Genomic DNA, 13,387 nt, shown 5'->3' with positions numbered 1-13,387 from the left:
TTGATTGTCAGCGGGTTATGTTTTTACCCGTTGTTATTACATCTTTTTTAAAATATTTTGTTGTTTCACATAAAAGAATTACTTTTGCAGTCCTTTTGGCGATGAGCGTTTCCTTTAGGATTCAACTATTTATGTAAAACAACTTCTGTTTTTTTACCGCATTACGAAACGCAAAGAAAGCAGAATACAAATTTTTATCAGCATGTCTGAACAATTAAAATCACAAGAAGAGTTTTTAGCTAATTTTAACTGGCACAATTTCGAAGAAGGAATTGATGTAGTTGATGAGAAAAACTTATTAGAATTCGAAGAACTAGTTTCAAAAACTTTCATCGCTACTGATCAAGAAGAAGTAGTAGAAGGTGTAGTTGTTAGAATTACAGATAGAGACGTTATCGTTGATATCAACGCAAAATCGGAAGGTGTTATTTCATTGAACGAATTCCGTTACAACCCAAACTTAAAAGTAGGTGACAAAGTAGAAGTATTGATTGACATCCGTGAGGATAAAACAGGTCAATTAGTATTGTCTCACAGAAAAGCACGTACTATCAAATCATGGGATAGAGTTATTGCTGCAAACGAAACAGGAGAAATCGTTAATGGTTTTGTAAAATGCAGAACTAAAGGTGGTATGATCGTTGACGTTTTCGGTATTGAAGCTTTCTTACCAGGATCTCAAATTGACGTTAAGCCAATTAGAGACTACGATGTATACGTAAACAAAACAATGGAATTCAAAGTGGTAAAAATCAACCACGAATTCAAAAACGTTGTTGTATCTCACAAAGCGCTTATTGAAGCGGATATTGAAGTACAGAAAAAAGAAATCATCGGTCAATTACAAAAAGGACAAGTATTAGAAGGTGTTGTTAAAAACATTACTTCTTATGGTGTGTTCATTGACTTAGGTGGTGTTGACGGATTAATTCACATTACTGACCTTTCTTGGAGTAGAATCAACCACCCAAGTGAAGTTCTTGAATTAGACCAAAAATTAAACGTTGTAATCCTTGATTTCGATGATGAGAAAACAAGAATTCAATTAGGATTGAAACAATTAAACGCTCACCCATGGGATGCTTTAGATGCTAATTTAACTATTGGTGATAAAGTAAAAGGTAAAGTAGTTGTAATCGCTGATTACGGTGCATTTATCGAAGTTGCTGAAGGTGTTGAAGGTTTAATCCACGTTTCTGAAATGTCATGGTCAACTCACTTACGTTCTGCTCAGGACTTCGTGAAAGTTGGAGATGTTGTTGAAGCTGTTATCTTAACTTTAGATAGAGATGACCGTAAAATGTCATTAGGTATCAAACAATTGACTCAAGATCCATGGACTGATATCACTTCTAAATACCCAGTAGGTTCTAAACATACAGGTATCGTTAGAAACTTTACAAACTTTGGTATTTTCGTAGAATTAGAAGAAGGAATTGATGGATTAATCTACATTTCTGACCTTTCTTGGACTAAGAAAATCAAACACCCATCTGAGTTTGTAAACGTTGGTGAAAAATTGGATGTAGTTGTATTAGAATTAGATGTTGACGGACGTAAATTATCTTTAGGTCACAAACAAACTACTGCTAATCCTTGGGATCAATACGAAGATTCTTTCGCTGTAGGAACTATCCACAATGGTGAAATTTCTGAAATTGTTGACAAAGGAGCTACTGTAGAATTCGGAGATGATATCGTTGCTTTCATTCCAACTCGTCACCTTGAAAAAGAAGACGGAAAGAAATTGAAAAAAGGGGATACTGCTGATTTCAAAGTAATTGAATTCAATAAAGAATTCAAAAGAGTAGTTGCATCTCACACTGCTATCTTCCGTGAAGAAGAAGAGAAAAACGTGAAAGCTGCAACTGAAAATACTTCATCTACATCTACTACAAATGCACCAGCTGCAACTTTAGGAGACAACAATGATGTATTGGCTGCATTGAAAGCTAAAATGGAAAAATCAGAGAAAAAATAATTTCTTGATTTTCTAAATACTAGAAAGCTCCACAGCAATGTGGGGCTTTTTTTGTTTCTACTCTTTTGGTAATGGTGTTTTTAATTTTAAGACAAGGAATTCTACTTGCAAAAAGAATTTGCTAGTTTTGGTTTATTTTGATCTTGAGAGTTTCAAAAGTAAATACTGTAATCTATGGATTACTTCTGCTAGCTCTCTTTTGGATTTTTTAATAGAGATTGATTTAGTCTTGAATACGATTAAATTAAGCGTCTAAATCCAATCCGAAGGTAGTTCTTAGAAGTTCAATGTTTGGGTTTATTTCATGCAGCCTATTGTAACGATCTTGGTCGTTAAAGGTTTTTCGGCTCTCGAAGCTTTCATTTACAATAACTTCAATGGTGATGTCATGATTGTGTAAATGTCCTCTCAGGTGTCCTAAAAGACCGTTCATTTCTTTTTCAAAATCCAATTTAGAACCCTCATTAGGTAGTTCGATGCTAATGGACGTGCCTTTCAAAACCGGATCATTGATAAGTAATAAGGATTCCATTATTTTGTAACCTTTATCTCCTAGGCGTTGTGCGTACTTTGTCCATTGCAATAACATTTCAGTTTCTGTAAAGGCTTCTGTAGGTAAATGCGCAGTTTCTCTGATTATCGGTTTACTGTTTTGTTCCAATGCTTTTTTGGCACGAATACTGGATAGCGAAAAGGCTGAAATTTTTGGTTCGTTAGAGGCCGCGACATCGGTTTTTGATATCGAAACTACAGCTACTTTTTCAGGCTGCTTTTCGGCTGGGATTTCAGCAGTTTTAACTACAGGATTTATAGAAATATCAGGAATAGCAGCAGTTTTAGTTTGATCTGCTATAGAATAATCATTTTTTTTAAAATAGCTGGGCGGAATTATAAAGGTGTCAACTTTTTTTTTTCTCCATCAAAAGTGATAGAGGCAAGTTGCATCAAGCAAAGTTCAACAAGCAAGCGTTGATTTTGACTTAATTTGTATTTTAGATCACAATCATTTGCAATAGCGATACCTTTCAATAAAAAATCGGCACTGGATTTCTGAGCTTGCAAGCCATACATTTTTTGGGCTTGTTCTCCAACTTCTAATAAGGAAAGGGTAGAGGGCGTTTTGCTGACCAATAAATCTCTAAAATGCGAAGCTAGTCCCGAAACAAAATGATGACTGTCAAAGCCTTTGGCTAAAATATCATTGAATGCCAAAAGCAAATCTGGGATTTTATTTTCAAGAATTAAATCTGTAATCGTAATGTATGTCTCAAAATCGAGCACATTAAGATTCTCGGTAACGGCCTGACGTGTAAGATTTGTTCCGCAATAGGAAACAACTCTGTCAAAAATGGATAAGGCATCACGCATCGCACCATCGGCCTTTTGAGCGATAATATGTAAGGCGTCGTCTTCAAAAATTACTCCTTGACTAGTGGCTACTTCGGCTAGGTGTTCTTTGGCGTCTTTAACGGTGATTCTTTTGAAATCAAATATCTGACAACGTGAAAGTATCGTTGGTATGATTTTGTGTTTTTCGGTCGTTGCCAAAATAAAAATGGCATGCTTTGGCGGTTCTTCTAATGTTTTTAGGAAAGCATTAAATGCTGCCGAAGATAACATGTGGACCTCGTCAATAATATAAACTTTATATTTTCCGGTTTGGGGTGGAATTCGAACCTGATCAATCAGATTTCGAATATCATCAACAGAGTTGTTTGAGGCGGCATCCAGTTCAAAGACATTAAAAGCAAAATCTTCATTGGGATCATCATAACCCGGTTGGTTAATTTTACGAGCCAATATTCGTGCGCAAGTTGTTTTTCCAACACCACGAGGCCCGGTAAATAATAGAGCAGAAGCAAGGTGGTTGCTGTCTATAGCATTCAATAAAGTATTGGTGATGGCTTTTTGTCCCACAACATCATTAAAGGTTTGTGGGCGGTATTTACGAGCCGATACTATAAACTGTTCCATTAGCATTTCTATTCGAAAGCAAATATAGGCATTGGAATTATATTATGAAAATGATACTTTGTTTAATTCTCAAATTAATCTGATTCTAAGAATTAGCTGTTATTTCAATACCTATGTATACCACTAGAATTGGCAAATCTAAGCCCAGATAACGGAAATTTAGGTGCTCCTTTTTGTTGAACTAAGACTTTGAATTTTAGCCCCAAACTCATCAGTAATCCATAATTGATGTAGGATTCGTGAATTTTGGTCTGCGAGTTGTTGTTAGTATTAGTTAAAGTTGTATTGTGGTATTCTTTGATGCCAAGAGCGGTCAGGAAATTGGTTTGATCTGTCATTCCGCAATAATCCAATCCGCAGGCAAAACCCCATTGGGACAGGGCAGTGAAATTAGTGTGTGTGGTGATATCTTGACTTCCAATATATTGATAAGGATTGTCATTTTTTTGGTGTTTGTTGTAGCATAAAAGTGTCCCACAACTCCTGCGATCGGTGTATAATTCTGAAGCCGAAGCGCCATAGTCAATAGTAATTACATAGCCTTTCTTTAAAAATCGGGATACTTCCTTTATCCACGAGATGGCGTCCAAATTCACTTCGGTTCGAAATCCTTTTGGTAATTTGATATCAAAAGCTTGAAAATAAGCAATAAGCGCTTTCTTGGCAGGAACTAATATTTCTTTAAAACCCTTATTATAATCCACATAAACTTCTTTTAGTTGGTTTTCCATAACAACCTGATGCACCGAAAAATTATCAACCAATTCATTGGATAAAATACAGCCGTTAATTTCAGGAATGTCTTGAATTGAAGCGTACCAACTTACTTTTTCCAGAAGATATTTTTTTTCTATTTCCTGCATAGCAACACTTTTCTCTATGATACAATAATGTAGCTTGTCGTATAGAAGAGAATTATTTTTAAGATAATCTAATATGTCATGACATAAAAGACCCGTTCCTGCGCCATATTCAACAATTTTGAAAGGTTTTTTGTCTAAAATTTGCCACATTTCTTCTATTTGGCGACCAATCATGGCTCCAAATGAAGCCGAAAGATTGGCGCTGGTATAAAAGTCTCCATTGGCGCCTATTTTATTTTGAACTGAATTATAATAGCCTAGTTTTGGATAATAAAGCGCCATTTCCATAAAATCCCGAAAAGAGAGAGGTCCTTCCTTTTTTATTCGCTCGATTATTATTTCGGATAAGGACATAATTCAAGTGGAGTGTTTTTTAATGTAAACTATAAAAAGGCTGAATCATCATGGAAAGGGTATTTCTATTTATTTCTGCCAGCAATGTCTATCTTGATTAAAGCTTGAGCGGCTTCATTAGTGGAATTAGCCGAAAAACCAGCTACAAAAACACCTTTTTTACCCGACTTTGATTTTATACCAAAAACTATAGCAGAATCATCCGGATTTGAATTTCCTTCATAGCGGTAAATATGTACGATTTCATATTGATGGGGATTTTTAACAATATCACCTTCATTGAGATTGAAATCGTAGTTAAAACCGTTTTCATTTAATTCATCCAAAGCTTTGGATACAGAGGCATAATGGTATTTGTTTTTCATAGTAAGTGTTTCTTTGGTTTGTTTTAAAGGCGGAATTAAAAAATTAAATTTCACATTGGCCGCTTCCTTCAATACATAGTTTTGCTAATATAATTGCGGCTTGATTATCACTATTAGCCGAAAATCCGGCTACAAAAACTCCTTTTTTTCCCGAAGAAGATACGATTCCATAGACAATCGCTTCATCGCCAGGATCTGAATCGCCTTCATAACGATAAATGTGTTTGACTTCGTGCTGATGCGGGTTTTTCAGTATTTCATTCTCATTAATGTTAAAATCATAAGTAAATCCCATTTCATTTAAATTATTTAAAGCTTCTGAAACGGTGGTATAATGATAAATAGGTTTCATAATTAGAGGGATTTAAATTAGTATTTAAAGATAACTAATTTATTCTTAAGTCGTTGTATATGGGATGTTAAACAATTCAATATCAAAAAGTAATTTCAACAATTTAAAGTCTAAAATTCATGATTGTCTAATCAGTAATCTTAAATCTAAAATGTGTATTTTTGCGCAACAGACCGCCTTACCGCTGTCCTGATTTATTGGGAGGGAGGAAAGTCCGGACACCATAGAGAAGCATAGCGGGTAACACCCGTCGGTTCGAGCAATCGGATTAGGACAAGTGCAACAGAAAGTATGTACAGGTAATGCTGTAGTGAAACCAGGTAAACTCTATGCGGTGAAATATCAAGTATATCAGCATTTAAGGGCTTCTCGTCCGTTGTTGAAGGGTAGATAGCTTGAGCTTATGAGTAATTATAAGTCTAGATAAATGGTAAGGGTTCACCTTCTGGTGAATACAGAATCCGGCTTATAGGTCTGTTTTTTTTATTAAAAGATTGATTACAATAAGGATTGTGAAATCTAAAAGAAACCATTAAGAAATGAAGCTTTATTAAGTCCGGAGGCTTAATTTTCTAAATTTCTTAATGTTTTTTTATTTTTAAATAGTAGTTATGACAACAAGAATAGGTGTTTTAGGTTTGGGTGGAGTAGGTGGTTATTTTGGCGGACTTTTGGCCAAAGCTTATGCTGATAATGACGAAATTGAAATTGTATTTATTGCCCGAGGCGAAACCCAAAAAGTAATTGCTGAATCGGGTTTGAAAATCATTAGCGATGGTAACGAAAGCATTGTGTTTCCAAACATTGTTTCAAATGATCCTGAAACAATCGGAAAATTAGATTATCTTATCTGTGCCACAAAAACCTATGATATAGAAGAAAGCCTGCTTTCATTGGAAAAATGTATCACAAAAAATACGGTTATTTTACCTTTATATAATGGGGTAGATGCTACCGAAAGAATTAGTGCCCTTTATCCTGATAATGAGGTATTGAAAGCTTGTGTGTATATCGTTTCTATGATTGAAAGCCCAGGAGTTATAAAGAAAATAGGTTCTTTTGAGAAGTTGTTTTTTGGTTCCGACTTAGCACCACTTTCTAAACTGAATGCTCTTCAGACTATTTTTAAGAATGCTGCTATCGAAAGCTATTTTGTAGACAACATCGAAGAAACCGTTTGGGAGAAGTTTATTTTTATTTCGTCATTGGCTTCAGCGACTTCTTATCTAAATCAAAATATTGGGGAAATAATAAACTGTGATTCCAGCAGAGCTTTTTATGTAGAACTTTTGAATGAGATTACCATGATAGCTGCCGTAAAAGGGTTGAATTTGCCGGCCGACATTATTATGCAAACGATTCTAAAACTGGAAAAATCACCTCAAAACGCAACCTCTTCTATGCATAGGGATTTGATGGCAGGCAGAAAATTGGAGCTGGCTTCTTTGACTGAATTTGTGGTGAATGAAGGTTTGAAATACGAAATTGAAACGCCAACTTACCAAATGGTATTGGATAAATTAGCTGTTGATCCTAATTCCGTAGAGTAATTGGTAAATAGAAAGTTGTTTCATAAAAAAAAAATAAAGTCCTTGTAAATCAAGGACTTTATTTTTTTTTATAAATATTTTATTCTTCTTCGTCAGTGTCTTCTTCATCTTCCTCGTCAGAATCAGGATCAGAATCCGATTCAAATTCGAAAAAACTAAAAATAGAACCACCATAGCTTTTCTGGAAAGAGAAATTAGGCATCTTATCCATTTTTGTGTATTTAGAATGTTCAATTACCATCATTCCGTCTTGATTAAGCAATTCTTTTTCAAAAACCAATAAGATAATTTTTTCAAAAGTAGCTTGGTCTAATCCATAAGGCGGATCAGCAAAAATAATATCGTAAGATGTTTTGCATTTTTGCAAATAAGAAAAAACATCGCTTTTAGTTGCTGCAATATTAAAATCATATTCGGCTGCAACTTGCTTGATGAATTTCACACAGCCAAAATCACCATCAACGGATGTGATTGGCGTGCTTCCTCTGGAGGCAAATTCATAACTGATATTTCCTGTTCCGGAGAACAAGTCCAAAACTTTTAATCCTTCAAAATTAAAATGGTTGTTCAAAACATTGAATAATGCTTCTTTAGACATATCGGTTGTTGGGCGAACGGGTAATCCTTTTGGGGGATTAATGCGTCTGCCTTTGTATTTTCCTGAAATGATTCTCATGAGTTGAAAAGTATAAAATGATTTCTGTTTTCGGCCTCAGAAAAATAATTGTTCCATCGTAAATCTTCCACGTCAATTAAGGAGACGTTTCGGATGTATTTGTAGGCTATTTTAAAATAATCGCTTTCGGTATCAATCGTCCCTATTAATTCCAGTGGAAAATTCTCGGGATTCAAGTTCAATTGTTCGGCGGTAAACAAAACGTAATAAATAAAGTCTTCGGGTGTTTTGTAATCAAACGAGTTGAATAACAATAACTTTTGATTCTGGATTACCACAATTTCAAAATGATTTGGATTAAAATGTACCATCATTTTTTTGTCATCGATGTTTTTGGAGGCATCCAATAACTTCTGAACCAAAATACTGTTGGCATGTTTGTAATCGAAAACACCAAATTTGTCAATAAAAAAATTATTCATATTGACATAAGGAATGTAAACCGAATTGATTTGGTAATTGCTGATTTCATCAAATGCAAAAAAATCAGTATCAAAAACCTTGGTATTGTACTGCAAATAACTTCCCAGAAAATTCTCGTCAAAAAGAGGAGCGGGAACAAAGGTCGAAAGATTGTTGTTGTGTATAATGAGCACATCATCATAGGAATCATTCAATTCGGGATATTCTCGGAATGCATTCGAAAACAAATCCTCTATTTTTATTCCTGTGTGAAAATTGTCAAAAAGAACTTCCCTGAATGAAGTAATGGTGTTATTAAGCGTGTCAAAACAACAAAAAGACAGTCCGGTCAAGGAAACCTGAATGGAGAGTTTTTTATATTTCTTTTCGGTAATATTCGTGTTTTGTGTAGACATAATCTGATTTATCATCCCTTCTTTCTATAGAAACCAGCATGGATTAAATGTGATGACAAACTTACAATTTTTTTTTATTCTAAAGCCATTTAATGCGATTGCCTCGAATTTCATCCTTATATTTGAAGTTCATTTATAGCAACCATTCCACAATGAATTCCTCCCTGTTTTATAGTCTTTTACGAAAAAAATTCCCTTTTAGTCCAACGTACAATCAGGATATTTTTTTTCAAAAAATCGCTATTTTTTTAACCGAAGCTCATAATGATACCATTTTTGTTCTAAAAGGATATGCCGGAACGGGAAAAACGACCGTGATTTCGACGATTGTAAACAATCTTTTGGAGATTAATAAGAAATATGTTTTGCTGGCGCCTACGGGCCGCGCAGCCAAAGTAATAGCCAATTATTCAAGCAAACCGGCATTTACGATTCATAAAAAAATCTATTTTCCCAAGAAATCTTCGGGCGGAGGGGTTTCTTTTACATTGCAACAAAATAAACACAAAAACACTATTTTTATAGTCGATGAAGCCTCGATGATTTCAGACACAAATTCGGATTCTAAACTGTATAAAAATGGCTCTTTGCTTGACGATTTGATTTCCTATGTCTATTCGGGAGCCAATTGTAAGATGATTCTACTGGGTGATACGGCGCAATTGCCGCCCGTGAATCTGGATATTAGTCCCGCTTTGGATATTCGTACTTTGGGGATGAATTACAACAAAGAAGTTGATTATATTGAACTCGATGAAGTAATGCGTCAGGAAGAAAGTTCCGGAATTTTGCACAATGCAACGGAACTTCGGGAATTATTGAAGGATTCTTTTATCACCGATTTTCAATTCGATGTTCGGAAATTTAAAGACATCGTTCGATTAACGGATGGTTACGATATTCAGGATGCGATTAATTCGGCTTACAGTAATTACAGTATCGAAGACACCGCTTTTATTGTTCGTTCAAATAAAAGGGCAAATCAATACAATGAACAAATTAGAACCAAAATCCTCGATAAAGAAAGTGAATTGTCTACAGGCGATTTCCTGATGGTGGTTAAGAACAATTATTTTTGGTTAAAAGAAACTGACGAAGCCGGATTTATTGCCAATGGTGACATTATTGAGGTTTTGGAGATTTTCAATATCAAAGAATTGTACGGTTTTAAATTTGCCAAAGTAAAAATTCGAATGGTCGATTATCCAGGCCAGATTCCATTTGAAACGGTGTTGTTGTTGGACACCATAAAAAGCGAATCGCCGTCTTTGACTTATGAAGAATCCAATAGATTGTATCAGGAAGTGCTGAAAGATTATGAGGGAGAAACCAAATACAAGCAATTTCAGAAAGTAAAAGCCAACGAATATTTCAATGGTTTACAGGTTAAATTTTCGTATGCAATAACCTGTCATAAGTCGCAAGGTGGTCAGTGGAATACGGTTTTTATAGAGCAGCCTTACTTGAAAGACGGCATCGACAGAGATTATATCCGCTGGTTGTACACGGCGATGACCCGAGCCAAAAATAAGTTATATTTGATAGGTTTTAAAGATGAAAATTTTGTGGAATGATTTTAAAAATAACCGCAGATTCGCAGATTTTATTAAAAAAAATACACAAAGCAAATTGTAATTTTAAAAAATCTGCGAATCTGTGGTAAAAACATAAAAGGGATGAACACATTAAACGATTTACATACAATTTCAGGTTCTTTTTCGAATACCGAAAAAATGCCCGTATTATTCTTGGGACATGGTAGTCCGATGAATGCCATTGAAGAGAATCAGTTTGTGACGGGTTTTCGTAATCTGGCCAAAAAATTGCCACAGCCCAATGCGATTTTGTGCATTTCGGCACATTGGTTTACCAAAGGAACTAAAGTCACTGCAATGGAAATGCCACGAACGATTCATGATTTTGGTGGTTTTCCGCAAGCCTTGTTCGATGTGCAATATCCCGCCGAGGGTAGTCCCGAATTAGCTATTGAAACAAAGAAATTATTGTTACCAACAGAAGCCGAACTCGATCACGATTGGGGATTAGATCACGGCGCTTGGAGTGTAATTAAGCATTTATATCCCGAAGCCAATGTTCCTGTAATTCAGCTGAGTATTGATTATTCAAAACCGGCGCAATTTCATTTCGAATTAGCGCAAAAATTAAGTGCCTTGCGCCATAAAGGTATTCTGATTATTGGTAGCGGAAATATTGTACATAATTTAAGATTGGTCGATTATCATAATTTTGACAAGGATAATTACGGTTATGATTGGGCAATTGAAGCCAGAGCAACGGTAAATGATTATTTGGTTGACGGAAATTTCCAGCCTTTGATTGATTTCGAAAAACAAAGCAAAGCGCTGCAATTAGCGATTCCTACGCCGGAACATTATCTGCCTTTGATTTACACCCTTGGATTAAAAGAAAAAAACGAAGATTTGAGTTTGTTTAACGATAAACTAGTAGCGGGTTCGCTGAGTATGACTTCGGTGCAGATTTCATGATTTATCTAACCCAATATGCCCTTTTTTTAACTTTAAATAAAACAAACTAATATTTTTAATAACAAATGATTAAACCATTAACTTCATTAAGATTCTTTTTTGCTTTCATGATATTTGCTCATCATCTAACTTTTTTAAGCAAAAGTGATTTGCCTTATTTCAGATGGATACATGAGTATATTCTTAAGGAAGGTTACATTGGAGTTAGCTTTTTCTTCATCCTAAGCGGATTTATTTTAGCCTATAATTACCGAGATTCAATTTTAAATAAGAAAGTTTCGAATAAGAATTTTTTCATTGCCAGAATTGCCAGAATCTATCCGCTTCATTTGTTGTGTTTGTTAATAGCAATCCCGTTGACGTTACAAAATAGTGTTTTTGAGTTTTCAACTTGGATAAAGCAGTTGTTTTTTAATTTAACGCTGACCCAAAGTTTTATCCCAATTAAAACGTTTTATTTTTCTTTCAATTCCCCTTCCTGGAGTATTTCTAATGAGCTTTTTTTCTACCTGCTTTTTCCGTTCTTAATAATTTTAATTTCAAAACTTAAATATTATAAATTCAACAAGGGTTTATTGACTTTGTTTCTTTTTTTATTGCCTTTATTGATGTTAGTGATTCCGCCAATTCATTATAAAAGCCTCTTTTATGTAAATCCTTTTTTTAGAATTTTTGATTTTATCATCGGAATACTGCTTTTTGAATTGTATGAGAGAATAAAAAACCAACAAAGATTGATTCATTACAACATACTGGAAATCTCCTCGGTTTTATTATTAGTGTTGTTTTTTGTTTTTCATAGGGAATTTCCATTGGTATTGCGTTATTCGGTTTATTATTGGTTGCCAATGAGTTTGTTGATATTGATTTTTTCATTTCAAAAAGGATTTATTTCCAATTTTTTATCAAACCGTATATTGATTCTTCTAGGAGAAATAAGTTTTGGTTTTTATATGTTTCATCAATTGATTTTGAAATATTTTAAAAACCTGAATGCGGCATATTTCCATATCGAAAATGAATATTTGATTATTTCTATCCTTTTTATAGTTTCGATATTGGTAAGTTATATCAGTTTTATTTGGTTTGAAAATCCGGTAAATCGATATTTAAAAAATGTTTTAAAGCCCAAGGCTAAAATGTAAAACAACAGTATAATTAATCCGTCAGAATAATAATATAAAAGAGATTAAAATGAAAATAATAGCCGTCATTCCAGCCCGTTACGCCTCTACGAGATTTCCTGCTAAATTAATGCAGGATTTAGGTGGTAAAACCGTGATTTTAAGAACCTATGAAGCCGCAGTGAGCACCCAACTTTTTGATGATGTTTTTGTGGTGACCGATTCGGATTTAATTTTTGACGAAATCGTTTCTCACGGCGGTAAAGCCATCAAGAGTATCAAAGAACATGAGTCGGGGAGCGATCGAATTGCTGAAGCCATCGAAAGTCTAGATGTAGATATTGTTGTCAATGTACAAGGAGATGAGCCTTTTATCAATGAAGAACCTTTAGAGAAATTAATAGAAACTTTCCGAAGAGATTCTACTAAATCCGTTGATTTAGCTTCGTTGATGCGCGAAATCAAAGACGAAGATGAAATCAATAATCCTAATAATGTAAAAGTGGTTGTAGATCAAAACGGCTTTGCGTTGTATTTTTCGCGTTCGGTAATTCCGTATCCAAGAGAGAAAAATGTAGGTGTTCGCTATATGCAACACATCGGGATTTATGCTTTTAGAAAACAGGCTTTGTCTGATTTTTACAGTCTGCCGATGAAATCATTGGAAGCCTCCGAAAAACTGGAACAATTGCGTTATTTAGAATTTGGTAAACGCATCAAAATGATTGAAACGACCCATGTAGGAATCGGGATTGATACGCCTGAAGATTTAGAAAAGGCAAGAATGATGCTTTAATAATAAAAAATTGGATGTAATCCTTAA

The 13,387-nt window shown here is 34.6% G+C and carries 14 protein-coding genes and 1 other RNA gene; 8 read left to right on the top strand and 7 right to left on the bottom strand.

Features of this window, described 5'->3' with window-relative positions:
• Positions 1 to 202: 202 nt before the first annotated feature.
• The gene (gene rpsA / locus LNP19_RS13125) at positions 203 to 1,981 is read left to right on the top strand and encodes a 30S ribosomal protein S1 (protein WP_230062360.1); all 1,779 of its coding nucleotides are present in this window, start codon (positions 203 to 205) and stop codon (positions 1,979 to 1,981) included.
• 244 nt (positions 1,982 to 2,225) lie between these two features.
• On the opposite strand, the gene LNP19_RS13120 is transcribed toward rpsA, so the two are convergent.
• The gene (locus tag LNP19_RS13120; RefSeq protein WP_230062359.1) at positions 2,226 to 2,642 is read right to left on the bottom strand and encodes a DNA polymerase III subunit gamma/tau; all 417 of its coding nucleotides are present in this window, start codon (positions 2,640 to 2,642) and stop codon (positions 2,226 to 2,228) included.
• 7 nt (positions 2,643 to 2,649) lie between these two features.
• Here LNP19_RS13120 and LNP19_RS13115 point away from each other — a divergent pair, with 7 nt between their 5' ends.
• Positions 2,650 to 2,826: a hypothetical protein gene (locus LNP19_RS13115; protein WP_230062358.1), complete on the top strand. Its 177-nt coding sequence runs from the start codon at positions 2,650 to 2,652 to the stop codon at positions 2,824 to 2,826.
• Positions 2,827 to 2,869: 43 nt separating this feature from the next.
• On the opposite strand, the gene dnaX is transcribed toward LNP19_RS13115, so the two are convergent.
• The 4 genes from dnaX to LNP19_RS13095 all read right to left on the bottom strand — a co-directional run bounded on the left by dnaX (position 2,870) and on the right by LNP19_RS13095 (position 5,889).
• Positions 2,870 to 3,955 (bottom strand): DNA polymerase III subunit gamma/tau, encoded by a 1,086-nt coding sequence (gene dnaX, locus LNP19_RS13110; protein ID WP_230062357.1) that lies wholly within the window; start codon positions 3,953 to 3,955, stop codon positions 2,870 to 2,872.
• Positions 3,956 to 4,059: 104 nt separating this feature from the next.
• Positions 4,060 to 5,172: a class I SAM-dependent methyltransferase gene (locus tag LNP19_RS13105; protein ID WP_230062356.1), complete on the bottom strand. Its 1,113-nt coding sequence runs from the start codon at positions 5,170 to 5,172 to the stop codon at positions 4,060 to 4,062.
• A 65-nt stretch (positions 5,173 to 5,237) separates the two neighbouring features.
• Positions 5,238 to 5,537 carry a hypothetical protein gene (locus tag LNP19_RS13100; protein ID WP_230062355.1) on the bottom strand — a complete coding sequence of 100 codons (300 nt, stop codon included), beginning with the start codon at positions 5,535 to 5,537 and terminating at the stop codon, positions 5,238 to 5,240.
• 43 nt (positions 5,538 to 5,580) lie between these two features.
• Positions 5,581 to 5,889: a hypothetical protein gene (locus tag LNP19_RS13095; RefSeq protein ID WP_230062354.1), complete on the bottom strand. Its 309-nt coding sequence runs from the start codon at positions 5,887 to 5,889 to the stop codon at positions 5,581 to 5,583.
• Positions 5,890 to 6,054: 165 nt separating this feature from the next.
• On the opposite strand from LNP19_RS13095, the gene rnpB reads away from it, so the two are divergent.
• Both rnpB and LNP19_RS13085 read left to right on the top strand, forming a co-directional pair.
• Positions 6,055 to 6,374, top strand: an RNA gene (gene rnpB / locus LNP19_RS13090) — RNase P RNA component class A.
• 126 nt (positions 6,375 to 6,500) lie between these two features.
• The gene (locus tag LNP19_RS13085; RefSeq protein ID WP_230062353.1) at positions 6,501 to 7,439 is read left to right on the top strand and encodes a ketopantoate reductase family protein; all 939 of its coding nucleotides are present in this window, start codon (positions 6,501 to 6,503) and stop codon (positions 7,437 to 7,439) included.
• A gap of 79 nt (positions 7,440 to 7,518) precedes the next feature.
• On the opposite strand, the gene LNP19_RS13080 is transcribed toward LNP19_RS13085, so the two are convergent.
• Together LNP19_RS13080 and LNP19_RS13075 are read right to left on the bottom strand one after the other, a co-directional pair.
• Positions 7,519 to 8,115, bottom strand: coding sequence for an RsmD family RNA methyltransferase (locus tag LNP19_RS13080; RefSeq protein WP_230062352.1), 597 nt, complete (start codon positions 8,113 to 8,115; stop codon positions 7,519 to 7,521).
• Complete coding sequence (locus tag LNP19_RS13075; protein WP_230062351.1) at positions 8,112 to 8,933, bottom strand: DUF3822 family protein; 822 nt, start codon at positions 8,931 to 8,933, stop codon at positions 8,112 to 8,114. Before LNP19_RS13075 ends, LNP19_RS13080 begins: the two co-directional genes overlap by 4 nt.
• Positions 8,934 to 9,085: 152 nt before the next feature.
• Between LNP19_RS13075 and LNP19_RS13070 the strand changes: the two genes are divergently transcribed.
• From LNP19_RS13070 to kdsB, 4 genes are all read left to right on the top strand, one after another.
• Positions 9,086 to 10,507 (top strand): ATP-dependent DNA helicase, encoded by a 1,422-nt coding sequence (locus tag LNP19_RS13070; RefSeq protein WP_230062350.1) that lies wholly within the window; start codon positions 9,086 to 9,088, stop codon positions 10,505 to 10,507.
• A 102-nt stretch (positions 10,508 to 10,609) separates the two neighbouring features.
• Positions 10,610 to 11,440, top strand: a complete 831-nt coding sequence (gene ygiD, locus LNP19_RS13065; protein WP_230062349.1) for a 4,5-DOPA-extradiol-dioxygenase — start codon at positions 10,610 to 10,612, stop codon at positions 11,438 to 11,440.
• A 65-nt stretch (positions 11,441 to 11,505) separates the two neighbouring features.
• Positions 11,506 to 12,585, top strand: a complete 1,080-nt coding sequence (locus tag LNP19_RS13060) for an acyltransferase family protein (protein ID WP_230062348.1) — start codon at positions 11,506 to 11,508, stop codon at positions 12,583 to 12,585.
• A gap of 49 nt (positions 12,586 to 12,634) precedes the next feature.
• A complete protein-coding gene (kdsB, locus tag LNP19_RS13055; protein WP_230062347.1) occupies positions 12,635 to 13,360 on the top strand; it encodes a 3-deoxy-manno-octulosonate cytidylyltransferase in 726 nt (241 codons plus the stop codon).
• Positions 13,361 to 13,387 lie beyond the last annotated feature (27 nt).

Source organism: Flavobacterium acetivorans (genome assembly GCF_020911885.1).
Taxonomy (GTDB): Bacteria; Bacteroidota; Bacteroidia; order Flavobacteriales; family Flavobacteriaceae; genus Flavobacterium; species Flavobacterium acetivorans.
This window is presented reverse-complemented; position numbering and strand designations above follow the sequence as displayed.